The organism is Cardiobacteriaceae bacterium TAE3-ERU3 (assembly GCA_019218315.1).
Lineage (GTDB): Bacteria > Pseudomonadota > Gammaproteobacteria > Cardiobacteriales > Cardiobacteriaceae > JAHUUI01.
Genome location: JAHUUI010000004.1, coordinates 16,110 through 41,974, shown reverse-complemented (window position 1 = coordinate 41,974; position 25,865 = coordinate 16,110). Strand labels below are relative to the sequence as shown.

The window sequence follows — 25,865 nt, the reverse complement described above, 5'->3', positions numbered from 1 at the left end:
AGCTAGACAGCACAAACCAAAGGCTTTAGATATCAGAAGTTGTGTTTCGCATAGATCTTCAGGAGTCAATGAAGTGCGAGTGATTAAGTAATATTGGGTTTGCTTGGTTTACCTATCTTAGCGTGAAATTGATTGGAATTGACAGGGGCATCGCATTGCCTGTTGGCGTTGGTTTATATTGCCCGGTACGTTTTACTGTATCTACTGCTTCTTGATCTAGCGAGCTATTCCCAGAGGAACGGCTGAGGCGAACATTAGTTAAAGATCCATTAGGCTGTACCGTAAAGCTTACTACAGCTTGTCCAGTAATACCCATGCGTTGAACACGTCTTGGGTATCGTTGGTTGCGTTCAATGGCAGCACGTAGCCCATTTGTATAAGATGCGATAGTGTTAGCAGATGTTCCTTTAGATTGACCACTGCCGCCTCCATTGCGAGTTCCTGTTCCTTGAGGTGTGCCACCTGCCTTGCCGCTTTGGCCTTGGCCACTTTGACCCAGAGTGCCAGATGAATTAACAGCGCTGCCTGATGTGGCATAGTCAAGATTACCAAAAGGATTTACGTTTGACGTTGATTGTTGTTGAGCTTGGCTTTCACGCTCAAGCTTTTGCTGTCTCTCACGCTCAAGCTTCTGCTGTCGCTCACGCTCAAGCTTCTGCTGTCGCTCACGCTCAAGCTTCTGCTGTCGCTCACGCTCAAGCTTCTGCTGTCGCTCACGCTCAAGCTTCTGCTGTCGCTCACGCTTCTGCTGTCGCTCACGCTCAAGCTTCTGCTGTCGCTCACGCTCAAGCTTCTGCTGTCGCTCACGCTCAAGCTTCTGCTGTCTCTCACGTTCAAGCTTCTGCAGCCGCTCGCTCTCGAGCTTCTGCTCTAAGCGTTTTTGTTCGTATTCAGCGATAATATCCGGAGGGCAGTCAGGATCAGGGTTAAATGCTTTTTTCTCTGCCTCAGATGCTGATAATTCCGGTGCACACTTCGGTTGCTTAATAACTTCTTTGGGTGGAAATTCAGACTCAGGTTTATGTTCCGGTTCTACAACCGGTTCAGATTCTGGCTCAGGCTTCTCTGCAATAGGGGAAGGTTCAATAACTGGCTCAGGTTCAGTAATCCACTCCCAAGTTAACATGGCTTCGCCGAGGTCGGTTTTATCAGGCATTGGTTGATTTGAAAGTAAATAAATCCCACCAATGATTATTAGATTGATGATTAGCGAGAGAAGAAAGGATACAAAATTACGCATCATTCTGCTTTAGGCAAGGTGATGACTTGTACATTATTGAGCTGATATTTTCTAAGTAAGTCGCTAATTTGTATGAACTCATTAAATACGGCATTAGCGTCTATTTTGAGTGTTACAGGCGAAGTTTGTGACCATGTTGCCATATCGGTACTTAGTGATTCGATATCAGTAGCTAAATCGTTGAGATAATAAATGCCTTCACTTGTTACAGTAATATAGTGGCCACTTATATCATCTGCAGTGACAGCTGTAGCTGTTTCAGCTTCAGGAACACTAACTTTAATTTTACCCTGCGAGATGAAGCTTGCTGTCATCAAGACAATTGCAAGCAGTACCAGCATGATATCAATGAAGGGAATGACGTTGATCTGGTCGAATTTTTTCATGTAATTATCATCTTACGGTGTTTTCTGTGCTTGCTTTGACAGCCATTGGTTGCGTCTAACAGAGACTTTATGTGATAACATGTTGTAAAAAATTACAGAAGGAATGGCGACTAATATACCTAATGCCGTTGCTTTTAAAGCCAGTGCAAGTCCAATCATAATTTCACCTGCATCAATGTCACCACCAGCTTGACCCATATCATAAAAGGTAATCAGAATACCGATAACTGTACCAAGTAGGCCTACGTAGGGTGCATTCGCGCCAATGGTGTAAATCGGGTTAAGCCCCTTTTCTAGATCATTATCCAGAAGATGAATGTCTTTATAGTTATCGAGGTTAATCTGGCTGAGAAACCAGTAACGCTCTATTGTTTTCCATAACATAATGATGCTCATTAAGCCCAGAACAGCAAAAATAACCAAATCAAGATTGGTTTTTATTAATTCTAGATAACTCACGATGTACTCCACAAGGCTGAGGTTTGTACTATAAATATATGTGTATTCAATGTAAACCATTATCGTTATAAATATTGTTATTCTTTATCTTATAGTTTATTATCGCGAGATTAACTTAAATTCATAGTGTTTCGTGGTGTCTATTTATTTGCTACGTTGCTGTTGTAAAAATATTTTTTGTTATTGTTCGTTGTTAAATCAGGCAGAATAATTAGGAGTTCCGATGAAAAAATCTGTGTTGTGTTTGATGCTTACTCTGAGTTTAGCCGCATCTGCCGAAAGTCCTCAACGTATCGTTTCTACCAGCGGTAATGCTTCAGAAGTAGTGGTGCGCTTGGGCTTAGCTGAAAATCTGGTTGCAGTCGATACAACCAGTTTATTGCCTTTCGAAGTAATGCAAAATAAACCTAAAATAGGTTATCGCCGTCATCTCTCTGCAGAAGGTATTTTGTCGATGGCACCTGATCTCGTAATTCTTGCTCCTGATGCGGGCCCTCCAGCAGTAGTGAAACAATTGGAAAACTCTGGATTACCTTTGTTTTATATAAAAGATGAGCAGACTTTGGATGGGATCAATGATGACATTATCCGGCTAGGTGAAGTACTTGATCGAATGACGCAGGCACAAGAACTCGTTGCTCAGCAACTTGATGAAGAAAAAGCACTTGATGTCAGTAAAGCTGCGTATCCTCGTTTGCCTGAGTTGGTTGTATTGCTCGATACGGGAAGTGGGATCTTTGGCTTGGGAAAAAACAGTGCGGGTGAGCATATAGCAAATATCTTAGGGGGAGATTTATCTCTTGACTTTGAAGGTATGAAGCCAATGTCTAATGAAATTTTGGCTTTGAATAATGCAGATGCTGTATTGGTTGCATTGCGTAATGAAAGTGATGATTCAAGTATCATCAAGCCGTTGGCTGAAGGGCGCTACGAAGTACTTGATAGCCATCCAGCCATGCAAGATGGTTGTGTCTTTCAGGTCAATATTATGAAAACACTTGGCTTTGGCCCTGATACAGCTGCTACGGCGCAAGAAATTGCGGAAAAAATTACACCTTGTATTAAAAAAGAAAAGTGAGGTATTACTAAATGAGCCAATCCCATAATAAAGACCGCGAGGCATTACGTGCCAATAACTATACGACAAAACAGGCTATGGCTGATGTCCGTGCGAAAGTTTGTGCGAGCTTTTCAGGTAGCTTGGCGACGATTTGTCGTAATGATCATCCTCTCGCAGGTTATCCGGTAAGCTCGGTTGTCCCTTTTATGCTAGATGATCAATTTAGGCCAGTCATACTGATTGCAAATATTGCTGAGCATACTGGCAATGCCATTGCCAATCCTAAAGCATCCATTTTTTTGCGTGAACCAGTAGTCGGCGGGGACGTTCAAACCCAATGGCGTATTTGTATGATTGGAGATTTACTGGCTGTACCGGAAGATGAAATAGCTGCAGTTGGGGAGAAATATTTCGCTCATTATCCAAATGCACGGCACTTTGACAGTATGCACGATTTTCATTTCTTTCGCTTAGAGGTTCAAAAATATCGTGTCATCATGGGATTTGGTGATATTCGCTGGGTTGCTGGCTATGCGCCTTTTACGTCTTGCCCATTTACTGAAGCGGATAAAATGCGCATGTTGACACATATGAATGATGATCATGTTGATGCTATGCGCCGTTATTTAAGAGCAGCGGGTATTGAAGTCCAAGATAGTGATGATGTTGTTATGACTGACTTGCATCAATATGGCTTTGTTTTGCGTCATGGAAAGTCACTGCACTTTATTCCTTTTGAAGATGAGCCACAGGATGCTATGGCTGTACGAAAAGCCTTGGTGGCAATGGCGAAAAGTTGACCTGGCAACAATGTTATTGTTAACGGTGCTGTGAATGAATAATCTTCGTAGTATGCCAGTAATTGTACTCTTTGCACTATCATTGGCTTTGGTGCTGTGCTTTCTACTAAGCGTCTTTTACGGTGCGGTTGATATCCCTGTATCTGTATTGTGGTCTGACGAGACAGTACAAGCACGTAGTTTACAGCATATTTTGTTGTATATCCGTTTGCCCAGAACCCTCGCAGCAATGTTGGTTGGTGCTTCTTTGGCTTTAACTGGTGCTGCAATGCAAGGGTTATTCCGCAATCCTTTGGTTGATCCGGGTATCGTTGGCATCATGAGTGGTGCAGCTTTATTCGTGTCACTGACGATTGTTTTATTACCTGTGGGCGTACTGGCCACACTACCATTTGATGCCAGTTATGCTTTGCCAATCAGTGCATTTGTTGGCGGCTGGTGTAGCACGATGCTGCTCTATCGCTTATCTAAGCAAAATGGTCAATTACATATTGCAATTATGCTTTTGATGGGAATTGCATTGGCCGCTTTTGCCGGTGCGATGACAGGGTTATTAACCTATATGGCTGATGATCAACAAATTCGGTCTTTGACGTTCTGGAGTATGGGATCATTGGCTTCATTTGATTGGATTAAACTATCGATTTTATTTGTTGTATTACTTTTTACATTACCACTATTGTATGGAGAGGCGAGGGCTTTAAATGCCATGATGCTTGGTGAGCATGTTGCTGGTCATCTTGGTTTTGAAATGGGTAAGAGCAAAAGACGGTTAATTTTGCTGGTTGCGTTACTCTCAGGGGTATGCGTAGCATTTTCCGGAAGTATTGCTTTTGTTGGATTGGTTGTACCACATATGATGCGCAGTATTGTAGGTGCGAACCATCGCTGGCTGTTACCGGCCAGTGCATTGTGTGGGGCATTATTATTGATGTTAGCCGATTTGTTTGCCCGAATCGTGATTACACCTGCGGAGTTGCCAATAGGCATTGTAACTGCCATTATTGGCGCACCATTTTTGGGGTGGCTGGTATGGCGTAATGTCGCACGGGGCAATGTATGATTTCTGTTAATGGGTTGAGCTACCATACTCCAAGGTCGAATAAGCAGTTGATTGCTGTTGGTCGATTGCAGATGAATGCAGGGCAGTTTCATGTCTTTCTAGGGCCAAATGGTGCGGGAAAGTCGACGTTATTGAAGTGCTTGTGTGGGGACCTCCCCGACATGAATGGTCAAGTTAGTATTGCTGATAAATCTCTATCTACGTATTCAAAAATTGAGTTGGCCAGGCGACGAGCTGTATTGCCGCAGACAGCTGCTTTACCTTTTGCAATGAGTGTGCGTGACATTGTTGCCTTTGGTCGTGACGTCTATCGACAAGATGCGGCTAATTGCTTTGATGATGTAGTCATTGATCAAGCAATGTCGTGGTTGGACATAACCCACCTGGCTAAGAAAAACTATCAGCAACTTTCTGGTGGAGAGCAACACCGGACGCATATTGCCCGCATACTTACACAAATTTTGGCTGAACCGGATATGTCGCTACAGGACAAGGTTTTATTTCTCGATGAGCCAACTAACCATTTGGATGTGCGCCATCAGTACAGCTTGATGGCTTTATTGCAGCAATTGAAGTCTCGTGGGTTGACGATTGTATGCGTCTTACATGATATTGCTTTGGCACTCAATAACGCAGATACGCTTGTCTTGCTAAAAGATGGCGCAATGGTGGGGCATTTTATCCCTGAGCAATTGGCCTCTGAGCTAGCACTTGATGAGGCTTATGGCATTGAACTTAATGCACACTGGTCAACGCATTATCAACGTTATGTGATGATGCCTTAGCTGTGGGTCAGCAATTTTGAGTTTTTAAATTTTTTATACGGATCACACTAAAATAGATGACTTTTGATCGAATATCACAGATCAAAATTGTGACTGTGTTCATCTATTTGAGTGTGGTAAAAACAGATTGTGCCGCATAGTGATAGCCTGGAAATTTGCTGCACTTCTTCTATCTCTACACATTTCACTGTTGTGAGATCGTTACGTTGATTAGCTTGAGCTAAAAAATAATGTGCTGCTTTTTGCACATAGAATAGCTGGTGGATGGTTATAAATAATTTGCTTGGGAAGTGGCGTGGTAAATTCTATCAATTTTACCGGGTCAGTGGGCTTGAATGAGAACTAAATTTTCAGTAGTAAGCTGATAAAGCTTGGATACACTATCTTTGAAGGCAAAGTCGGCAGATACCTAAAACAGCAACTAATTTAGTCAGCATTTGTTTGGGAAGTACTTTTAGTGCGTGGAACACTCTGGAAACAATTAGAAAAAATACTATTGCTTATGGAGGCTGACTTTAGATACTCGTCGAAACCATTACTATAGACTTTGAATTAAGACGCTATGTATGAACTTGGCCAGTAGGGTGCTAAATGATTATCCATAGTGCTGGCCGAGACAGATTCTCAAGGACTGACTTTTACTCCCTGAGAGTATTTTAGGATAGCCGACGATAGCGCATTGGTTTATTCTCGGGCATATCCATTCTTAACGCTTGTCTATCTTTTTATAGATAAGACGGTGCTATTTATTAGGGTACAAACACAATGGATAGTTTGTTTTTGGAATGTATCTGTAGATAAATGTGAGGGTGTAGTTAAGTATGCGCTATCTTGTCGGCTTATATTTTTGTTAAATTTTTAGCTTAACATTCTGCTTACGGCACCATTCTATCGTTTCATCGTCCAGTACAAACTTCTTATCATTGAAGCGATTCATGCGGCGCTTTTGATCTTCACGCCGCTCATAGGCACGCACAAAGCGGCGTATGTCATCTTTTTGCTCGAGAATTAGCCCCGGGATTTTGGTTGGGTTGCCATCTTCATCCTTTGCGACCATGGTGAAGTAACTAGAGTTACTGTGGCGAACGCTGCCTTCAATCAGGTTTTCAGCTTCAACACGCATACCAATGACCATTGAGGTACTTCCTGTGTAGTTAACACGCGCTTTTAGGGTAAGGAAGTCTCCGACATTGATTGGAGTGCGAAAGTTAACTGTATTAACTGAAGCTGTCACACAGTAGCATTGTGCGTGCTTACTCGCACAGGCAAAAGCAGCCTGATCCATCAGGGAGAGTAAGTAGCCTCCAAAAATATTGCCACCATGATTGGCGTGCTCTGGTTGCATCAATAAACCGAGTTGTATTTCGCTGTCACTTGGGCGTTTAAAGTCGTGCATTATTATTCTACCGGGTTAGGTTTGAGTGATGGCATCGCGCAGAAGGGCGCAATAGTGTTTAATTGTATCTTCGGAGAGCTCAGCACCATAGGCAAGAAAAGGGGGATTAAGTGTAGTGTCGTTATAGCCATAACGTGGAATACTACCATCAGCAAGGCGTAGTCCACCTCCTGCTTCGTGCAATAAAATATCGCCAGCGGCAATATCCCATTCACTGGTTGCTGCAGAGGTTTTGGGATAAATGTCTGCATATCCCTCAACGATGTGACAAAATTTGAGTGCACTCCCTGCAGTCTTATGCTGGTATTCTCCAAAAGAACGCTCAAGATATGCTTCCATTCTTTTGCGTAATGTACGGCGTGCTGTGATGATGGTAATCGGGGTATGGATAGGCCGGCATCGTAGTTTTTCAAAGGTATAAGCTTGCGCTATTGGGTGCTTGTCGGCTGAGGTCTTTGGATAGATGCCTTTGTATGCACCTTTTCCATTTAACGCAAACCAAAACTCATTACTGGTTGGTGAAAAAATATAGCCAAGAACAGGGCGGTGGTTAACGATTCTAGCGATGGCAATACAGAAACCATCAGTTTGCTCGATAAACTCACGTGTGCCATCGATAGGATCAATCAGCCAGTAATCAGAGTGACGGCGTAGTTGAGATTGGCCATCGGACTCCTCACTAATAACCGGTAGATCAATGATAGACGGTAAATTAGTGATCAGTAAGTCATGAGCAGCAAGATCTGCTTGTGTGAGCGGTGTGTCATTCGCTTTGGTTTGGATGTCCAAGCGCTCCTGATCACCGTAATAAGACAAAATAACCGCGCTCGTCTTACGACACAGCGCGGTTAATTGCGCAATCAATAACTGATCGCGATCGTCCAGCATGGATTAAGCCGATTTTTTCTTGCTAACCAGCTTTTCTTTGATACGTGCAGCCTTGCCTTCCAAACCGCGCAGGTAGTAAAGTTTGGCGCGACGAACGTCACCACGGCGCTTGACTTGGATTGAGTCAACCAGTGGGCTGTGCGTTTGGAATACACGCTCTACACCTTCACCGTGTGAGATTTTACGCACAGTGAACGATGAACCAATGCCACGGTTGCGCTTAGCGATGCAAACGCCTTCAAAAGCCTGTAAACGTTCACGGTTTCCTTCACGGACTTTTACCTGTACAACGATGGTGTCGCCAGGGTTGAATTCGGGCAGGTCTTTCTTGAACTGCTCTTGTTCTAATGTATCAATAATGTTGCTCATCACGGCTCTCCGATTTGATATTCTTGCAAAAATTCAGCTAACAACGCTTCCTGCTCTTTATTGAGATTAAGCCGGTCGATCATGTCGGGGCGTTGTAAAAAGGTTCTACCCAGCGCTTGTTTCAGGCGCCATTTTGCTATGCGCGCATGGTCGCCACTGAGCAGAATTTCAGGGGCGGGGATTCTACCAGCAATTTCAGGGCGTGTATAGTGTGGGTGGTCAAATAAATGATTTTGAAATGAGTCTTCATAGGCTGAATTAATATCGCCTAATACTCCAGGGATAAATCGTGCGACAGCATCAATGATGATTGCTGCACCAATCTCTCCTCCCGAGAGGACATAATCACCAAGAGATATTTCTAAATCAATGTGTTGATCGATAAATCGTTGATCCATTCCTTCGTAGCGTCCGCACCAAAGCGCGATGCGTGGCTTCTCTGCTGCAAGCGTAGAAGCGAGGCTTTGGTTGAAGTGTTCGCCTTGTGGACTGAGTAGTATATTGAATACAGGATGTGGATCTGCGGCCTCAATGGCGCTTGCAGTTGCAGCGAGTGGTGCGTACTGCATCACCATTCCTGGTCCGCCACCAAAAGGTCTGTCATCGACACGCTGATGCTTATCAGTGCTGTAATCACGAGGATTCCAGTTATGCAGTGTCAACTTACCCTGGTCGATACTGCGCCCGACGACACCTTTGGTGAACCAATGGCTGATTAAGTCGGGAAAGATTGAAGCTACATCAAAGCGCATGACTATTCATTTTCAAGCCAATCAAGTGACCAATCAACGGTCATGACATTACGCTCAAAGTCAACTTCGAGTACGTATTCAGGTACAGCAAAAGGGATCAATATTTCTTTATTGTTTGGGCTACGTACAATCATCACATCATTTGCGCCTGTTTCGAAAAGTTCTTTAACTTCTCCGAGTGTTTCGCCAGTTTGATTGATGACGGTAAGGCCTATAAGGTCAGCCCAGTAAAATTCATCTTCATCTGGTTCAGGCAGTGCGCTGCGCGGGACATAAAGAGATAGCCCATTGAGTGCATAAGCGCTGTCCCTATCATCAATGCCTTCAAATTTTGCCACAAGGCCTTTGCCCTGTGTACGGCCGTCAGTCAGCTTAAGTTCGCTCGAACTACGGCTGCCACGCTTGGCAATAAAAGTGGAATAACTGAAGATGGTTTCTCGCGGCCGACAGTCCGAATGGATTTTGACCCAGCCGCGAACACCGTGTACGCCATTAATCCGCCCGAGGTAGATAAGGGCGGTTTGCTCAGGCATATAGATAAACTTAGGCTTGTTGAGCTTTTTTGTGCTGCTTGATCAAGCTCTTGACGCGATCGCTGACTTGGCCGCCTTGGCTAACCCAGTAATCGATGCGGTCGATATCTAAGCGAAGTTCTTCTTCTTGACCACGAGCCAGTGGGTTGAAGAAGCCCAAACGTTCGATGAAACGACCATCACGCGCATTGCGGCTGTCAGTTGCAACAACATGATAAAAAGGGCGTTTTTTAGAGCCGCCACGGGCAAGACGAATAGCTAGCATAATATCCTCGAAAAATGAATTTGCTTAAAAAAGAGGGCTATTGTACGGATTTATGGCGAAAAGGGAAGGGCAGTAGCAGTTTTTTATCGTTTATGGATGGTGGGTGTTTCTGATGAACGGGCAAAGCATCTGCTGGTGTGCGTGGTGGCTATTTAACTTAGGTTGTGTATATATAAAAAACGGACACCGAAGTGTCCGTTTCGTTCAAGTGTTTGCCGAAGCAATTACTTGAGCTGAGACTTGCGCCATGCACGGTTGATTTTCTCAGCATTCTGAGAAGCCAACTCATAGGCAGCCTGAGCATTTTGATTTGCTTGAACAGCAGCAGCACGTGCTTCTTCAACAGAGGCTTTCAGGTCAGCCATGTCAGAGTTTGCAACTTTTTGGTTGTCGCTTGCGCAACCAGCAAAAACGAGTGCCATTGCTGAAACAGCAGCAATTTTCAGTGATTTCTTCATAAGATAACTCCTTAAGTGAACATGATGTAAGTTCTCGGTCATCATACACAAATCTTTTAAGGATAATCAATGTCTGGCAATTAATTTTTGCTTAACAATTGGGTGTACTAAGCCATCAAGCTCACCACCAAGTTGGGCAATCTCACGAATCATGGTCGATGAGATATAGGAGAGATGCTCACTGGTATTGAGGAAAACGGTTTCGATGGAGGGGGCTAGATGGCGGTTCATGAGCGCAAGTTGGCGTTCATATTCGTAGTCTGCGTTGTTGCGTAAACCGCGAATGATCGTATGTGCATGGTACTTTTGGCATGTTTGGATGAGTAGCCCCGAGAATGGTACAACTTCAACGGGGCAAGCCAAATCAAGTGTTTTGATGACGGCTGTGACCATTTCACTGCGCGTTTCTAGATTGAAGCGAGTTTTTTTATGGTGTCCCACTGCAATGCAGACATAAAGCCTGTCGCACAGCCGACTGGCACGAGTGATAATATCTTGGTGACCAACGGTTATCGGGTCAAAAGTGCCTGGGTATATTGCGCTACGCTCATTCATCAATGCTACGACCGATTAGCCCAAAATGCAGCCGACCAGCTTGGCGGTTCTTTTGCCACTGGTAGCCTTCCGGTAGTTTGAGTGTATCGAGTTTGTGGGGAGTTTCTATATAAAGCAATCCATGTGGTTTGAGCCATGTGGGTTGGCAAAAGTGGTCAATAGCTTGCTGGTGCAGGTTCTCGGCAAACGGTGGGTCAATAAAAATAACATCATAGGCGCTATGAGGCTGGCTTTGGCGTAGTGCGTCTGCTATCTGCACACGAGCATGGCGCTCGCCCCATTGTTGCAGGGTTTCGCTGATGTGTTCAGCGGTTTCACTGTCTTGTTCGATAAAGTGGACACTGGCCGCACCTCGTGACAGGCACTCTAAGCCCATGGCACCACTACCGGCAAAAGCATCTAATACATGAGCGTCTGGTAGTTCAAATTGCAGCCAGTTAAAAACAGTTTCACGAACTCGGTCTGGGGTGGGGCGTAGACCAGGGCGGTCAAGCACATCTATTTTTCTGCCGCGGTGTTTGCCCGCGATAATACGTACACCAGTGAGATGTTGCGGATTGCGTTGCTTGCTCATGATTTGCTCCGGTAGCGCTTAATTTGTTCTCGTGCTTCACGCAGTAACGTGTCGGTAGTAGTGAAGTCGATACAGCCGTCAGTGATTGAGACGCCGTATTTGAGGGTACTGAGGTCTTTTTCAAGCTTCTGATTACCACTGTTGATATTGCTCTCGAGCATCATGCCGACAATTGACTGGTTCCCTTCAGTGATTTGATGGATACAGTTCTGGAATACCAACGGTTGACGCTGTGGATCTTTGCTGGAATTGGCGTGTGAACAGTCGACAATCAAATTGGCTGGCATGTTTTTACTGCGCAGGATCTCTTCACAAATGGCGATATTGACGCTGTCGTAGTTTGGTCCGCTGTTGCCGCCACGCAGGACGATATGGCCATAAGGGTTACCTCGGCTACGAGTGATAGCGGTATAGCCGTCTGAATCAATGCCAAGGAAGCTGTGTTCACGTGAAGCTGACTCAATGGCATTAATGGCGACTTCCAGTGAGCCATCAGTACTGTTTTTGAAGCCAACAGGCGTTGATAAGCCGCTGGACATTTCACGGTGGGTTTGGGACTCCGCGGTGCGCGCACCGATTGCCGTCCAGCTAACTAAATCGCCAATGTATTGTGGTGAGATTGGGTCGAGTGCTTCTGTGCCAATCGGAAGCCCCATCTCACTGATGTGGATCATTAATTCGCGGGCAATGTGTAGTCCTTTTTCGATATCAAATGTATCGTCGAGGTCAGGGTCGTTGATGAGCCCTTTCCAGCCTACGGTAGTGCGCGGCTTTTCAAAATAGACTCGCATGACGACAAAAAACTCATCGGCAATGTCATGGGCAAGTACTTGAAGCCGACGCGCATAGTCGAGCGCTGCTTTGGTGTCGTGAATGGAGCATGGGCCGACAACCACAATTTTACGTGGATCTTTGCGGTCTAGGATGTTGCGTATGGTCTGGCGTGCGTGCAAGATGGTCATTTTTGCGGTAGCGGTTACCGGGTAGCGTCTGGCTAATGCTCTTGGGCTGAGCAGACGTGTTTGCGACTCAATGTTGAGATTGTGTAATTCGCTTTGAATGGGTAAAGACATGGGTGTGCTTGCGATCAAAAGCATCTAGTCTAGGATAATTATGTGAATTTGCAATGTTGGTGTTATGAAAAAAGTGAAATTCATTTGCCAAGTCGCATAGGGGCGAGCGTTATTGGTCGCTATAATATTCAAATGAATGAACCACGAAATACTTTTAAGCCACTATGGTGGTTACTTGGTGCGCACAGTGAAACGGTTTATGCCAAGTTGCGCCAGCCGCCATTACCCGACTACCGCCGAGAATTACATCTTGACAGCAGTGGGCAGACGCAAGTTGCTTACGATTTTATAGATGCTGGTGATACGCATGCACCGCTAGTTGTGCTCTTTACCGGCCTTGAAGGGTCGAGCAGTAGCCATTATGCGCGCGCATTGATGGAGGCGGTACAAAAGCGCGGTTGGCATGGCGTTGTTGCGCATTATCGCGGCTGTGGTGGGGTAGAAAATACTGCTCCGTTGACCTATCACGCTGGAGACAGTCATGAAGTGGCATTTGTGCTGGCTGAGTTGGCTAAGCAATATCATACGATTTATGCCGTTGGTGTCTCGCTCGGTGGCAATATGCTTGCGCGTTATCTTGGTGAGCAGAAAAATGCGGTACTGCCATGCGCTGCTGCTGTGCTGTCGGCTCCGCTTGATCTGGCGGTCAGTGCTGAGTCGATCAATAGCAGCTTGATTGCTTCAGCATTGTACAATCCTTATTTTATGCGTCCGATGTGTCAAAAAGCACGGGCGGTAGCAACGCGTTTCCCTGAGTTAGGGCTAGATCGTGAGCTGCACTGCAAAACCCTGCCAGAGTTTGATGCGGCTGTGACGGTTCCATTGTATGGCTTTAATGATGTCGCTGACTATTATGCGCGCTGTTCGGCATTATCGGTATTGCCGCAAATTACTGTGCCAACGCTGATTCTTAATGCTAAAAATGATCCGTTTTTAGCCGCTTCGGCACTACCTGACCAAGCGCAAGTTAGTGATGCTGTGGCTTTGTGTCAGCCTGATCATGGTGGTCATATTGGCTTTGTCAGTGGTCGTGGTTTAGGGCATATTGATTGGGTACCAGAAACGGTACTGACCTTTTTTAATAAAATACAAAGGAACATGGATGAGTGATTTCGACCCAAAACACTATCGCGTAAACTCGGGGAAGCTTGACCTGCAAGCGAGAGACCCAAGCAGTAAAGACTTTTTGCCAGACAGTAAAGAGGGGCGTAATGAGGCTTTGGCCGTACTTGGCCCGACGCTGGATGAGCTACAGGAAATATTACACGCTGAAGGTGAGCGTAAAGTGCTGCTGGTGCTGCAAGGTACTGACACAGCAGGTAAAGACGGCACTATTCGTCATGTTTTCCAAAATTGCGATCCGCTTGGTATTCGTGTGGCGGCATTTAAAGCACCATCTGAAAACGAGTTAGCGCGCGATTATTTATGGCGTATTCACCAGCAAGTACCGCGTAAAGGCGAGCTGGTGATTTTTAACCGTAGCCATTATGAAGACGTCTTGATTACAAAAGTTCGCGGTTGGATCAGCTCAGAGGAAGAAGAGCGCCGTTTAAAGCAAATCAACGACTTCGAGCGCTTATTGAGTGAAACGGGCACGACGATCATCAAGTGCTTCTTGCATATTTCCAAAGAAGAACAACGCGAACGCTTGCAAGAGCGCCTCGACCGCGAAGACAAAAATTGGAAGTTTAACCTCGGTGACCTCGATGATCGTGCGCTGTGGGATGACTATCAGAAGCAATATGAGCGTGTTCTCAATGCAACCAGCACGGATCACGCACCGTGGTATGTGATTCCTGCAGATTCCAAGTCGTCACGTAATTTGGTTATTATTCAGCTGCTCATCCACACATTAAAATCCATGGATTTGCGCTATCCAAAAGTGGATACAAGCGGTTGGCCAAAAGAGGTGGAATAAACTGGCGAAGTGATTTCTCAGTTCGATTTGCCAATTTCCCTTTTGCCAATTTCCCTTGGCATTATTTAAAAGTTGCTTAGCAAAAATGCCGCTATTGTCTAGCGGCATTTTTGTGTTGGGTCTACTGTGGGAGCTTATTCGCAGCTTGCCGTGCCGGTACGGTGATTGATTGCACCGTGCTCGATGAGTAGCTTTTGCATATCCGGGTAGCCGCGATCACAAGCGTAAGACAAGGCACTTTGGTCGTAGGCCGGATTGTTTTTTCGTCTGATTGTCGTTACGAGGTTTGGATCAGCACCGAGTGAGAGCAAGTATTCAGCAGTTTCGAGGCGGTTATTGCTCGCGGCAATCATCAGCATGGTTTCGCCTTGGCTGTCGAGGGTTTGGTTGTTGATATCGGTTTCGTCTTCAAGCAGTGCGTAGAGCTTTTTGACGATATCGGTATTCTTGCCTAAGACTGCTGATTTAAGCGCATTGAACACATCACCGCGGTCTTTGGCGTGCAAATCTGCACCTTGGGCGATGAGGTAGTCAACCATATCTTCATAGCCGATAAAAGCAGCCCAGCCCAGCGCAGTTTGCCCAAGGCTTTCATCATCGGTTGCTTCAATGTTTTGTCCGTTTTCGACCATATCTTGGACCGCCTCAAGATTGCCACGCTTGACTGCATCAAACCATGCTGCATCAGGCCCTTTGGATGGCTCATCGTAAAAAATACGCCATGATAGTTTGTGCGGGTTCGCAATATCTTGCATTTCTTCCAAGCTGAAGCGGAAATCGTCTGTTGATTCGGCAGCGGGGGTATTTTGCAAGAAAAATCCCGCTGCTATGATGGGAGCGAGCATGGAAATGCTGATGCGCATGGTGTCTTCCTCTCTAGTTAGTTATGAACCTTGAAAGCCGCCATTATAATGGCCTCAATGGATCATACGATGAAATTGCTATTACCGTTTTTTGTAACAAAATTAAATTAATAATTAACTTTCTTAATTTATGATAAGGCGTCGTTGATGTAGTGGGTTATTAGTTCATATTTCAGGTGTATACCGTTCATGCAAGTGAAGATTTGAGTGGCAACCACTGCATCAAATAAGGGTTTGAGTTAGAATATTGGGTTTTGTTTCGCCACGGAATTTTATGGATACCATTGCCATTCGCGGTGCACGCACGCACAACCTGAAGAACATCGACATTGATTTGCCGCGCGACAAGCTGATTGTCGTCACAGGGCTATCAGGGTCGGGCAAATCGTCGTTGGCGTTTGATACGATTTATGCAGAAGGTCAGCGCCGTTACGTTGAATCGCTATCAGCATATGCGCGGCAATTTCTTTCGATGATGGATAAGCCGGATGTTGATCACATTGAAGGATTGTCTCCGGCAATTTCTATTGAGCAGAAATCAACTAGCCATAATCCACGCTCGACTGTGGGCACAATTACGGAAATCCACGACTATCTGCGCCTGCTATTTGCCCGTGTCGGTACGCCACACTGCCCAGAGCACGATATTGAGCTGAATGCACAAACCATTAGCCAAATGGTCGATAAAATCATGGCCTTGCCGGAAGGCAGCAAGATGATGCTGATCGCGCCGTTGGTGATGGGGCGTAAGGGCGAACACGTCAAGCTGCTTGCCGATATGCAGCAACAGGGCTTTGTGCGCGTGCGTATTGACGGCGAAGTGTACGACATGGACAGCCTGCCGACTATTGATCCCAAGCGTAAGCATGATGTTGGCATCGTCGTCGATCGTTTCGTGGTACGTGAAGGCATTGAGCAACGCCTCGCTGAATCGCTGGAAACTGCGCTGGATTTGGCCGATGGCGTGGTGCAAATTGTGTCGATGGACGGTAGCCGTGAAGATGAAACGTTTTCCGCTAAATATGCATGCCCGCAGTGTGGTTACTCGCTGAACGAACTCGCGCCGCGCCTGTTCTCATTTAACAATCCACATGGTGCTTGCCCTGATTGTGATGGCTTGGGTGTCAATGTGTTTATTGATCCCAAGCGTGTGGTCGTGCATCCGTATTTGCCGATTGCCAGCGGTGCGGTGCGTGGCTGGGATCGCAAAACACCGTATTTTTACCCGCAGATGGAAGCGCTTGCCGCGCATTATGATTTTGACCTCGAAGAAACGCCATTTGAAGAATTGCCGAAAAAAATTCAGGACGTGATTCTCTACGGCTCAGGTAAAGAAAAAATCAAATTGCCGAGCATTGGTCGCTTTGGCAAAAAGAAATGGCGCGAGACGACTTATGAGGGCGTGATCACGACTATGACCCGCCGTTATCACGAAACGGATCGTGACCGTGTACGCGACGAAATCAGCGGCTTTTTGAATAACCGTATTTGCCCGAGCTGTGAAGGTGGGCGTTTGAACCGTGCCGCACGCCATGTGTTCGTCGCAGATAAAACCTTGCCGGAAATCAACAGCTGGTCAATTGGGCAGGCCGAGGAGTGGGCGTCTTCTTTGTCACTTGACGGCAGCAAAGGCGAAATTGCCGAGAAGATCCTTAAGGAGATTCGCGAACGACTGGGCTTTTTGGTCAATGTCGGCCTGAATTATTTGACCCTTGCGCGCAGTGCAGAAACCTTGTCCGGCGGTGAAGCACAACGCATTCGCTTGGCGTCTCAGATCGGCGCGGGTTTGGTCGGGGTGATGTATGTGCTTGATGAGCCATCAATTGGTCTGCATCAACGCGATAATGACCGCCTGTTGCAATCGCTGATTCGCCTGCGTGATTTGGGTAATACGATTATTGTTGTCGAGCACGATGAAGATGCAATCCGCGCTGCGGATTATGTCGTCGATATTGGTCCCGGTGCCGGTACGCATGGCGGTGAAATCATTGCCCAAGGTACGCCCAAGCAGATTGAAAAGAGCAAGGATTCACTGACCGGAAAATACCTGTCTGGACGTGAAAAGATTGACATACCTGAGCGTACGCCCGCAGATGACCGCGTGGTGCGCCTGTTCGGCGCAAGCGGGCACAATTTGCAGAATGTTGACCTTACCTTACCGGTAGGGCTGTTAACCTGCATTACCGGTGTATCCGGTTCGGGTAAATCGACCCTGATTAACGAAACGTTTTACAAGATCGCCGCGACCGAACTCAATCGCGCGAGCAATAATCCTGCGCCGTATAAAAGCGTTGAGGGTATGGACCATTTTGACAAAGTAGTCAATATCGACCAAAGCCCGATTGGGCGCACACCGCGTTCGAATCCGGCAACCTATACCGGTATTTTTACCGGTGTACGCGAGTTGTTTGCCGGTACGCAGGAAGCACGCGCACGCGGCTACAAGCCGGGGCGTTTTTCGTTTAACGTCAAAGGCGGGCGCTGTGAAGCATGCCAAGGCGATGGGGTAATCAAGGTTGAGATGCACTTTTTGCCGGATGTGTTTGTTGCCTGCGATGTATGCCAAGGCAAGCGCTACAACCGCGAAACTTTGGATATTACCTATAAAGGCAAAAATATCCACGAAGTGCTGTCGATGAGTATCGAAGAGGCGCACGAATTTTTTGAAAACATTCCCGCCGTGCAGCGCAAGCTGCAAACCTTGCTCGATGTTGGCTTGAGCTATATCCAGCTCGGGCAAAATGCAGTAACGCTGTCTGGCGGTGAGGCGCAGCGGGTCAAACTTGCACGCGAGTTATCCAAGCGCGATACCGGTCGTACGCTGTATATCCTCGACGAACCAACGACAGGCTTACACTTTCACGACGTCAAGCAGTTGCTCGCGGTATTGCATCGTCTACGCGATCAAGGTAATACCGTAGTCGTCATTGAGCACAATCTCGATGTGATCAAAACCGCGGATTGGATTGTTGACTTAGGTCCGGAAGGCGGCAGCGGCGGTGGTAAAATTATCGCCACCGGTACGCCGGAGCAGGTCGCAGAAACCGAAGGCAGTTACACAGGTTATTACCTCAAGCCGATGCTTGCGCAGAAGTGAGGTGTGGTTGCACAGCATCGTGTATATGAGATGCGACATTGGTGAGCCTTCTCCGAGTGCATTATTCAGGGAAGGCTTATTGTTCACTTTCGTTTAGCTGTTGCCAGCGCTTGCCTTCACGGTCAATGGATTCATCCATCATTTTGCGGTAAACAGCTTCGAGGTAGTCGCGGTCGAGACCGTACTCATCGGCAATGGGGATTACTTTGGCAATGATGTCTTCGATGCGGTCTTCGAGGCGAACGTCCTCAAAGCGCGGCTTGAGTGGTGCAGCTTGCATGATGAGTAGCAGGCGTTCGCACATCATGCGTGCGAGTTGTTGATCGTGGGCGTCAATTTTTTCGCGCAGTGCCAACAGTTCAGGAGATGGCGTAAAATGCTCGCTCATGGTCATTCCAAAAAGCGCCATCTTAACCCAGTAGCGAGGCGATGTCACAGATCGCTTGTCTCATGTGCAATTTGGGTAAAACAAATTTTGAACGAGACGGATTATAGAAAAGGAATATTATGCAATTACATGCTTTTGCGACGTTAGTACGCAAAGAAATTCGCCGTTTTTTACGGATCTGGACGCAAACATTATTGCCAGCAGTGGTGACGTCAACGCTGTATTTTTTGATCTTTGGTGAATTGATAGGTAAGCGCATTGGTGATTTTGAAGGCTATCCGTATGCGACTTTTATTGCACCAGGCTTAATCATGATGACGGTGATCAACAATACTTACGGCAATGTGGTCGGGTCGTTTTACAGTGCGCGCTTTAATAATTCAGTCGAAGAGATGCTGATTTCGCCGATGTCGAATGCGATGATTTTGTCAGGCTATGTTTTTGCTGGTGTGCTGCGTGGCTGCATTGTTGGTGGGTTTGTGACTATTGTGGCGATGTTTTTTACCGATATTCACATTGAGCATCCGTTGGTGACGCTGGCGGTATTGCTGCTGACCGCTGTTGCATTTTCAGTCGGCGGATTCGTTAATGCAATTTATGCACGAGGCTTTGATGATGCGGCGATTGTACCGACGTTTGTGCTGACGCCATTGACATACCTAGGTGGGGTGTTCTATTCAATCAGCGTACTGCCTTCATTTTGGCAAGGCGTGTCGCAGCTCAACCCAATTCTTTATATGGTCACAGGCTTCCGCTACGGATTTCTCGGCATCAGTGATGTGCCTTTATGGCAGACGTTTGGTTTTTTAATTTTGCTCTGCACTGGTTTGACGTATTGGGCATTAACGTTGATGAATACCCCAGGGCGCTTGCGGAAGTGATTACTTTCGCAAGCTGAGTATCGCTGCTGAAGTGGCTGTTTGATTTAAAACCAATAGCGGTAAGCAAGTACACAACTCATGATCAGTGAAACGATAATAACCATCGGACGGATCAGGCGGTTGCCCTTGGTCATGATCATGCGTGACGCCAATCGAGCGCCAATCAATTGTCCTGCGGCCATACTCAAGCCGTATGCCCAAACGATGTGACCGCCAAACATAAATACAAGCAGTGAGATAACGTTGGTCGTGGCATTGTAGGCTTTTGCCTCAATGGTCGCATTGCGCAGGGATTTGCCACGCAAAGCAATCAATGCGAGTAGAAAAAAGCTCCCTGTACCTGGGCCGAGAAAACCATCGTAAAAAGCAATGGGAAACGCAGCAGCAGTTGCGAACAGGGGAAAAGAAAGGCGTGCTTCGCGGTCAATTTCTCCAACGTTTGGCATGAATAAGAAAATAAATGCCACGCCAATGAGTAGGGCGGGAATGATGGTTTGTAGCCATACATTAGGCAAGAATTGAACGGCCAATGTGCCGCAAGCTGCGCCGATTGCGGTACTGAGCACGCCGAAGCGAATATTTGCCCAATGCAGTTCACCGCGGCGGATAAAATACCAGCTGGCTGATACAGTGCCGAAGCTGCCTTGTAGCTTGTTGGTTGCGAGCGCTGCTTCTGGCGTCAGCCCACTCATCAGCAGTGCGGGCAGTGTGATCATACCGCCGCCACCTGCAAGCGTATCAACAAATCCAGCAAACACGCCGACTGCAAGTAAAATTATCAGCAACTCAATCATTTAGTCACCCATTGGTACATTTAATCCAGTCCATTGGTCGAGGCGGTGGACCAGCTTGTCGACGCCTTGCTTTTTCAAGCTCGAGAACGTTTGAATGGTTACGGGAGATGGGAAACCATCTAACTCACGCTCAACAGCATGTAGCTGCTTTTGTTGTGCACCACGCTTTAGTTTGTCTGCTTTGGTGAGCAGAATATGCGCCGGTAAGCCGCGCTGTGCGCAGCATTCAAGCATCCGTATATCCAGGTCTTTCAGTGGATGGCGGATATCCATCATGATCACTACGCCTTTGAGCTGCTCACGGGTGATGAGGTAGTCGCCGAGAAGTTTTTCCCAGTGCGCACGAATTTCACTCGGTACATTGGCGAAGCCATAGCCGGGCAAATCAACCAAATACATATTTTCTCTAGGTAGGGAAAAAAAGTTGATTAATTGCGTTCGCCCGGGCGTTTTGGAAACGCGGGCAAGCGCTTTTTGATTAGTCAGCGTGTTGAGTGCGCTGGACTTTCCGGCATTGGATCGACCCGCAAAAGCGACTTCTACTTCGCTATCTGCTGGTAATTGTTTTGGGTGGTTCGCTGAAAAAGCAAACATGGATTGCTGGTAAGATGTGGTCATATTATAGTAAACTATTTAGATAAATTATCTGTGTGTAAACGCAGATATGATAAACCATAAAAATCCAGTCATGGAGCACATCATGAAAAAAGGCATAGTGACGATGCTAATAATGTCCGCTGTGGGCACAGCAATGGCCGCAGGAAATATAGAGGCTGGCGCTGAAAAAGCCGTTGTTTGCGCGGCTTGCCACGGTCAGAAAGGCATCAGTATTAACCCTGAATGGCCAAATTTGGCCGGCCAGAGTGCGCAATATATTTTGAAGCAGTTACAAGATTTTAAAAGTGGCGAACGCCAAGATCCGGTCATGATGGGCCAGGTTGCGGGCTTAACTGAAGAAGATATGGTAAATCTTGCTGCGTATTTTTCCGCTCAAGAACCAGCGCCAGCTGCGACTAACGGCGTTGGCGATGAGCCTGATGAGATGCTGGCGTTAGGTCAAGCAATTTATCGTGGTGGTGATATGGAAGCCGGTATTCCTGCTTGTGCTGCTTGCCATGGCCCAACCGGTGCCGGTATCGCTCCAGCAGCATTCCCACGCGTTTCTGCTCAGCATGCTCAATATACCCGCAAACAACTGTTGGCATTCCACAGCGCCGCACATGAAGAAGGCCTGGCCAGTGATGCAAATAAAGCGGCACTGAAAATGCGCGCCAATGATCCAAACCAGATGATGCGCGGCGTTGCTGGCAATATGACGCCAAAACAAATTGAAGCCGTTTCTTATTATATTCAGGGATTGAACTGATTTTGTCCCACAACCGTTGGTGGGATAAACCCCTTGATGCGCTTACAGATGTACAATGGGAAGCGCTTTGCGATGGTTGCGGACTGTGTTGTCTGAATAAAATGGAAGATATTGATACGGGAGAAGTTTACTTTTCCCGTGTCGCGTGTAAGCTCCTTGATATTGAAGCCGCGTCATGTAGCGATTATCATTGCCGCCAGAAGAAAGTGCCAGATTGTATTAATCTGCGCGATTTGTCGCGTGACGATTTTGGTTGGCTGCCGCCGAGTTGTGCCTACCGTTTGCGCCATGAGGGCAAGCCTTTACGAGAGTGGCACTACTTGGAATGTGGTGACCGGCAGATGGTCCATCGCCGTGGTCGTAGCGTCTGTCATTTTGCACTCAGCGAAGCTGATGGTCATGAAATCGATGACTACTTGATGCTGCGGCTTGAAGATATTTTAGGGAGATAGATAATGAATGAAGATGCGCTGATTTTGACTGTGCGAATTGTAGCGATACTGATCGTTGTGTTGATTGTCGGGCTGATTGCTTTCGGCATGTGGCGTAATCGTCAGCGTGAGCTGCTTGATAGCGGTGATCCTCGTGCGCGCCGTTCAGCGCTTGACGCTAAAACGCCGCTGGATCCAGACAGTAATGATGATTTCCTCAATGGCAACGTTGAAGTCCGCCAGCAGACAGCGCAGCTCAACCCTAGCTTTTTTGGCGATGATAGCGCAGGTACAGTGCCAGCGCAGCGCAAAAGCACAAAGCAAGCCTCTAAACAAAAAAGTACGCCAAGAAGTGTAAATGAAGCACCGTCCAGCGTCTTGCCTTATACCATCATGGCGCGTTTTGGTCGTCATTTGACGGGTAAGGACGTGGCTAATCTCGTTCGTACTTTTGGCTTGCAACGCGCTCCCAGTGGTGCTTATGAGCTGATTGGTGCCGATGGTGAAGAAGTGATGTTCACCATGCTCAATGTGCGCAAGCCGGGCATCTTTCCTGATGATCTTAATCAGTTGGATAAGATTGAAGGTTTGATGCTGATCATGCAACTGCCAGTTGGTGATGATGCAGTTGAAAGCTGGGAAACGTTTACGGCCATGGCGCATGAGATGACTGAGGCTGTGGATGCCCGCTTATGCGATCATGCTCGTCGCCCAATCGGTGATGCTGATTTGCTCAAGTACCGTCAGGCTGCTGAGCAATTTGAGCAGGAATATCAGGCTTGGCGCAGTAAGCAGTAGGCTGGCTGTGACCAATTCTATCGAAGAGCAGCTTGAACAGCTGCGCCAAAGTATTCGTGAGCACGATTATCGCTACTACGTGTTAGATGATCCGCGGATTGCGGATGCTGAATACGACAGCTTGATGCGTGAGCTACGCGAGCTTGAGGATGAGAGTGATTTGCCTGTGCCGTCTGATTCGCCAACGCAGCGCGTCGCTGGTAAGGCAGATAGTGCATTCCCATCCGTTCGCCACAGTGTGGCGATGCTGTCGCTTGATAACGTTTTTTCTGAACAGGAATTTGCCGCCTTTTATCGTCGCTTGCAAGAGCGCCTGAATACAACCGATGATTTGCTGCTTTCCGCAGAACCTAAATTTGATGGTTTGGCAATGAGCTTGCGTTATGAGCAGGGTGTATTGGTGCGTGCCGCAACTCGCGGTGATGGCAGTGAAGGTGAAGATGTCACGGCAAACGTGCGTACTATTGGCGCAATACCGCTGCGTTTACGTGATGATAATCCGCCGGAAGTGGTCGAAGTTCGTGGTGAAATTTATATGCCACATGCCGCTTTTGCTGCGCTCAATGAGCACGCTTTGGCCAATGATGAAAAATTATTTGCCAATCCACGTAATGCTGCAGCCGGCAGCTTGCGCCAGCTTGATCCTGCAATTACTGCTAAGCGAAGATTGGCATTTTTTGCCTATGGTTATGGTGAAGTCCAAGGCTGGGATTTACCAGAAACCTATAGCGACTTGCTCGCGCAATTCAAGCATTGGGGATTGCCAGTTTGTGCATTGCAGCAACAAGTAACAGCGTTACAAGCAGCTGAAAATTATTTCACCGAGTTAGGCGAGCAGCGCGCTGATCTTCCATACGATATTGATGGTGTGGTGTTTAAGCTGGATCGTTTTGCCGAGCAGCAGCGAGCGGGATTCGTTTCGCGTGCCCCGCGTTGGGCGATTGCGTGGAAGTTTCCGGCAGTTGAAAAGACGACTGTGGTTGAAGCGATTGATGTTCAGGTTGGGCGTACTGGAGCAATTACGCCGGTAGCACGCTTGAAAGCAGTTGAAGTTGGTGGTGTGACGGTAACTAATGCCACATTACATAATGCTGATGAAGTAGCACGTAAGGATGTTCGTACTGGCGATACGGTATTCGTGCGTCGTGCGGGGGACGTTATCCCCGAAGTGGTTAAAGTAGTACTCGAAGCACGCCCAGACAATGCCGAAGTGTTTGTCATGCCGGATGTATGCCCAGTATGCGGTTCGGAAGTTTTGCGTCCCGAAGGTGAAGCCGTAGCACGTTGTAGCGGCGGTTTGCATTGTCGTGCACAACGCGTACAGGCGTTGATCCACTTCGCTTCGCGCAAAGCGCTTGATATTCAAGGGCTGGGCGATAAATTGATTGAGGCTGTGGTCGAGCGTGAGTTAGTTCGTGATCCGGCCGATTTATTTCGCTTAACAGCTGAAGAGTGGGCTGCATTGCCGCGCATGGCTGAAAAGTCTGCACAGAATGTGGTTGATGCACTGGAAAAGGCTAAAAAAACGACTTTACCACGCTTTATCTATGCGTTGGGTGTGCGCGAGGTTGGCGCAGTTAGCGCTGCGTTGCTCGCATCATCATTCGGCTCACTTGAGAAATTGCTTGAAGCTGACGAAGCGGCATTGCAGGCGATAGATGGCATCGGGCCGGTGATGGCAGAATATATTGTGCACTTCTTTGCCGATGCTGAGAATAGAGACGTGATTCAAGCCTTGCGTGACGTTGGCGTGCATTGGCCGGATGTGGTTCTCGAACAGCGGGATGATTTACCGCTTGCTGGAAAAACTGTGGTTTTGACGGGTACATTACCGACTCTGAGCCGCGATGAAGCCAAAGCCAAGCTCGAAGCACTGGGCGCAAAAGTGACTGGTAGCGTATCGAAAAAAACCGATTATGTGCTCGCTGGTGAAGCGGCGGGCAGCAAGTTGACCAAAGCCGAAGCACTCGGTGTGGCAATTATTGATGAAGCACAATTACAGGAATGGGTGAACGAGCATGGCTGAAATGATGGAAATGCACCCGCAGCGGGTTAATCCGCGCCATATTGAGCGTATCGCTAAAGTGATCAACGACGGTGGCGTGGTGTTATTGCCCAGTGATAGTGGTTATTCGCTGGTTTGTGGGCTGGATGAGAAAAAGGCTGCTGACAATATCCGTATGGCGCGTGAACTGGATAAAGATCATCCTTTTACGCTGCTGTGCAGTGATTTATCGCATTTGTCGCATTATGCAAAAGTTGATAACGTCCAGTTTCGTTTGTTGAAAAAGCTGTTCCCCGGCGCATTTACTTGCATATTAGCCGCTAGCCGTGAAGTACCGCGTCGCATTCAGAATGACAAGCGCAAAACCATCGGGCTGCGCGTACCGGACCATGCCATTATGCAGGCTGTGATCGAGGCACACGGTGAAGCACTGATGGGTGTTTCGTTATTTGATGCTGATGCCGAGTGGTTAAATGTCTATGACTTACCGTCGTCAGTGAGTAATCAGGTCGATCTGATCGTCGATATTGGTGAAATATACAATCAGCCGTCAACAGTGTTGGATTTGACTGAAATGCCGCCGACGGTACTCCGTGAAGGTGCGGGAGATGCATCGGCATTTGTGTGATTGAGCCTATTCGGTAGTGATTTTTTTGTATTTATTTAGT

Annotated in this window: 30 protein-coding genes; 13 read left to right on the top strand and 17 right to left on the bottom strand. The window is 47.1% G+C overall.

The annotated features are described in order from the left end of the window. Window positions 1-112: 112 nt before the first annotated feature. From tolA to exbB, 3 genes are read right to left on the bottom strand one after another with little or no spacing between them, the layout of a single operon-like run. Entirely contained in the window at window positions 113-1,240 is a 1,128-nt protein-coding gene (gene tolA / locus KRX19_08710) for a cell envelope integrity protein TolA (GenBank protein MBV7435101.1), read from the bottom strand. Then, a complete protein-coding gene (gene exbD / locus KRX19_08705) occupies window positions 1,240-1,626 on the bottom strand; it encodes a TonB system transport protein ExbD (protein ID MBV7435100.1) in 387 nt (128 codons plus the stop codon). Before exbD ends, tolA begins: the two co-directional genes overlap by 1 nt. A gap of 12 nt (window positions 1,627-1,638) precedes the next feature. Further along, window positions 1,639-2,145: a TonB-system energizer ExbB gene (gene exbB / locus KRX19_08700; GenBank protein ID MBV7435099.1), complete on the bottom strand. Its 507-nt coding sequence runs from the start codon at window positions 2,143-2,145 to the stop codon at window positions 1,639-1,641. A 163-nt stretch (window positions 2,146-2,308) separates the two neighbouring features. Here exbB and KRX19_08695 point away from each other — a divergent pair, with 163 nt between their 5' ends. From KRX19_08695 to KRX19_08680, 4 genes are read left to right on the top strand one after another with little or no spacing between them, the layout of a single operon-like run. Beyond that, window positions 2,309-3,163: an ABC transporter substrate-binding protein gene (locus tag KRX19_08695; GenBank protein MBV7435098.1), complete on the top strand. Its 855-nt coding sequence runs from the start codon at window positions 2,309-2,311 to the stop codon at window positions 3,161-3,163. A gap of 11 nt (window positions 3,164-3,174) precedes the next feature. Continuing rightward, on the top strand, window positions 3,175-3,945 hold the full coding sequence (locus KRX19_08690; protein MBV7435097.1) for a DUF2470 domain-containing protein: 771 nt from the start codon (window positions 3,175-3,177) through the stop codon (window positions 3,943-3,945). Window positions 3,946-3,979: 34 nt separating this feature from the next. Continuing rightward, window positions 3,980-5,008, top strand: coding sequence for an iron ABC transporter permease (locus KRX19_08685; protein MBV7435096.1), 1,029 nt, complete (start codon window positions 3,980-3,982; stop codon window positions 5,006-5,008). Beyond that, window positions 5,005-5,793 (top strand): ATP-binding cassette domain-containing protein, encoded by a 789-nt coding sequence (locus KRX19_08680; GenBank protein ID MBV7435095.1) that lies wholly within the window; start codon window positions 5,005-5,007, stop codon window positions 5,791-5,793. Before KRX19_08685 ends, KRX19_08680 begins: the two co-directional genes overlap by 4 nt. An 850-nt stretch (window positions 5,794-6,643) precedes the next feature. On the opposite strand, the gene KRX19_08675 is transcribed toward KRX19_08680, so the two are convergent. From KRX19_08675 to KRX19_08630, 10 genes are all read right to left on the bottom strand, one after another. Continuing rightward, window positions 6,644-7,189 (bottom strand): acyl-CoA thioesterase, encoded by a 546-nt coding sequence (locus KRX19_08675; protein MBV7435094.1) that lies wholly within the window; start codon window positions 7,187-7,189, stop codon window positions 6,644-6,646. Window positions 7,190-7,204: 15 nt separating this feature from the next. Then, the gene (locus KRX19_08670; GenBank protein MBV7435093.1) at window positions 7,205-8,077 is read right to left on the bottom strand and encodes a 3'(2'),5'-bisphosphate nucleotidase CysQ; all 873 of its coding nucleotides are present in this window, start codon (window positions 8,075-8,077) and stop codon (window positions 7,205-7,207) included. Window positions 8,078-8,080: 3 nt separating this feature from the next. Further along, window positions 8,081-8,446, bottom strand: a complete 366-nt coding sequence (gene rplS / locus KRX19_08665) for a 50S ribosomal protein L19 (GenBank protein ID MBV7435092.1) — start codon at window positions 8,444-8,446, stop codon at window positions 8,081-8,083. Beyond that, window positions 8,446-9,198 carry a tRNA (guanosine(37)-N1)-methyltransferase TrmD gene (gene trmD / locus KRX19_08660; GenBank protein MBV7435091.1) on the bottom strand — a complete coding sequence of 251 codons (753 nt, stop codon included), beginning with the start codon at window positions 9,196-9,198 and terminating at the stop codon, window positions 8,446-8,448. Before trmD ends, rplS begins: the two co-directional genes overlap by 1 nt. A gap of 2 nt (window positions 9,199-9,200) precedes the next feature. After that, window positions 9,201-9,731 (bottom strand): ribosome maturation factor RimM, encoded by a 531-nt coding sequence (rimM, locus tag KRX19_08655; GenBank protein MBV7435090.1) that lies wholly within the window; start codon window positions 9,729-9,731, stop codon window positions 9,201-9,203. 10 nt (window positions 9,732-9,741) lie between these two features. Beyond that, on the bottom strand, window positions 9,742-9,996 hold the full coding sequence (gene rpsP / locus KRX19_08650; protein MBV7435089.1) for a 30S ribosomal protein S16: 255 nt from the start codon (window positions 9,994-9,996) through the stop codon (window positions 9,742-9,744). A 224-nt stretch (window positions 9,997-10,220) separates the two neighbouring features. Then, entirely contained in the window at window positions 10,221-10,454 is a 234-nt protein-coding gene (locus KRX19_08645; protein ID MBV7435088.1) for a hypothetical protein, read from the bottom strand. A 66-nt stretch (window positions 10,455-10,520) separates the two neighbouring features. Further along, window positions 10,521-11,009: a pantetheine-phosphate adenylyltransferase gene (gene coaD / locus KRX19_08640; protein ID MBV7435087.1), complete on the bottom strand. Its 489-nt coding sequence runs from the start codon at window positions 11,007-11,009 to the stop codon at window positions 10,521-10,523. Next, window positions 11,002-11,583: a 16S rRNA (guanine(966)-N(2))-methyltransferase RsmD gene (gene rsmD / locus KRX19_08635; GenBank protein MBV7435086.1), complete on the bottom strand. Its 582-nt coding sequence runs from the start codon at window positions 11,581-11,583 to the stop codon at window positions 11,002-11,004. The genes coaD and rsmD overlap by 8 nt, the downstream gene beginning before the upstream one ends. Continuing rightward, window positions 11,580-12,656, bottom strand: a complete 1,077-nt coding sequence (locus tag KRX19_08630) for a 3-deoxy-7-phosphoheptulonate synthase (GenBank protein ID MBV7435085.1) — start codon at window positions 12,654-12,656, stop codon at window positions 11,580-11,582. Before KRX19_08630 ends, rsmD begins: the two co-directional genes overlap by 4 nt. 132 nt (window positions 12,657-12,788) lie before the next feature. Between KRX19_08630 and KRX19_08625 the strand changes: the two genes are divergently transcribed. Together KRX19_08625 and KRX19_08620 are read left to right on the top strand one after the other, a co-directional pair. Beyond that, window positions 12,789-13,766 (top strand): alpha/beta fold hydrolase, encoded by a 978-nt coding sequence (locus KRX19_08625; GenBank protein ID MBV7435084.1) that lies wholly within the window; start codon window positions 12,789-12,791, stop codon window positions 13,764-13,766. Further along, window positions 13,759-14,574, top strand: coding sequence for a hypothetical protein (locus KRX19_08620; GenBank protein ID MBV7435083.1), 816 nt, complete (start codon window positions 13,759-13,761; stop codon window positions 14,572-14,574). Before KRX19_08625 ends, KRX19_08620 begins: the two co-directional genes overlap by 8 nt. Before the next feature lie 134 nt (window positions 14,575-14,708). On the opposite strand, the gene KRX19_08615 is transcribed toward KRX19_08620, so the two are convergent. Next, a complete protein-coding gene (locus tag KRX19_08615; GenBank protein MBV7435082.1) occupies window positions 14,709-15,437 on the bottom strand; it encodes an ankyrin repeat domain-containing protein in 729 nt (242 codons plus the stop codon). A gap of 274 nt (window positions 15,438-15,711) precedes the next feature. Here KRX19_08615 and uvrA point away from each other — a divergent pair, with 274 nt between their 5' ends. After that, a complete protein-coding gene (gene uvrA, locus KRX19_08610; GenBank protein MBV7435081.1) occupies window positions 15,712-18,534 on the top strand; it encodes an excinuclease ABC subunit UvrA in 2,823 nt (940 codons plus the stop codon). 76 nt (window positions 18,535-18,610) lie between these two features. On the opposite strand, the gene KRX19_08605 is transcribed toward uvrA, so the two are convergent. Further along, the gene (locus KRX19_08605) at window positions 18,611-18,922 is read right to left on the bottom strand and encodes a chorismate mutase (protein ID MBV7435080.1); all 312 of its coding nucleotides are present in this window, start codon (window positions 18,920-18,922) and stop codon (window positions 18,611-18,613) included. 119 nt (window positions 18,923-19,041) lie between these two features. Here KRX19_08605 and KRX19_08600 point away from each other — a divergent pair, with 119 nt between their 5' ends. Then, complete coding sequence (locus KRX19_08600; protein MBV7435079.1) at window positions 19,042-19,803, top strand: ABC transporter permease; 762 nt, start codon at window positions 19,042-19,044, stop codon at window positions 19,801-19,803. Window positions 19,804-19,847: 44 nt separating this feature from the next. Here the strand turns inward: KRX19_08600 and KRX19_08595 are convergent, their stop codons facing one another. Both KRX19_08595 and yihA read right to left on the bottom strand, forming a co-directional pair. Continuing rightward, window positions 19,848-20,597: a TSUP family transporter gene (locus KRX19_08595; GenBank protein MBV7435078.1), complete on the bottom strand. Its 750-nt coding sequence runs from the start codon at window positions 20,595-20,597 to the stop codon at window positions 19,848-19,850. Continuing rightward, complete coding sequence (yihA, locus tag KRX19_08590; protein MBV7435077.1) at window positions 20,598-21,215, bottom strand: ribosome biogenesis GTP-binding protein YihA/YsxC; 618 nt, start codon at window positions 21,213-21,215, stop codon at window positions 20,598-20,600. An 82-nt stretch (window positions 21,216-21,297) separates the two neighbouring features. Between yihA and KRX19_08585 the strand changes: the two genes are divergently transcribed. The 5 genes from KRX19_08585 to KRX19_08565 are packed head-to-tail and all read left to right on the top strand — an operon-like array spanning window position 21,298 to window position 25,825. Then, entirely contained in the window at window positions 21,298-21,963 is a 666-nt protein-coding gene (locus KRX19_08585; GenBank protein MBV7435076.1) for a cytochrome c4, read from the top strand. Next, complete coding sequence (locus KRX19_08580) at window positions 21,963-22,415, top strand: YcgN family cysteine cluster protein (protein MBV7435075.1); 453 nt, start codon at window positions 21,963-21,965, stop codon at window positions 22,413-22,415. Before KRX19_08585 ends, KRX19_08580 begins: the two co-directional genes overlap by 1 nt. Window positions 22,416-22,418: 3 nt before the next feature. Continuing rightward, the gene (locus tag KRX19_08575; GenBank protein MBV7435074.1) at window positions 22,419-23,192 is read left to right on the top strand and encodes a cell division protein ZipA C-terminal FtsZ-binding domain-containing protein; all 774 of its coding nucleotides are present in this window, start codon (window positions 22,419-22,421) and stop codon (window positions 23,190-23,192) included. After that, window positions 23,116-25,218: an NAD-dependent DNA ligase LigA gene (ligA, locus tag KRX19_08570; GenBank protein ID MBV7435073.1), complete on the top strand. Its 2,103-nt coding sequence runs from the start codon at window positions 23,116-23,118 to the stop codon at window positions 25,216-25,218. Before KRX19_08575 ends, ligA begins: the two co-directional genes overlap by 77 nt. Next, on the top strand, window positions 25,211-25,825 hold the full coding sequence (locus tag KRX19_08565; GenBank protein ID MBV7435072.1) for a threonylcarbamoyl-AMP synthase: 615 nt from the start codon (window positions 25,211-25,213) through the stop codon (window positions 25,823-25,825). The genes ligA and KRX19_08565 overlap by 8 nt, the downstream gene beginning before the upstream one ends. The last annotated feature ends 40 nt before the right edge of the window (window positions 25,826-25,865 follow it).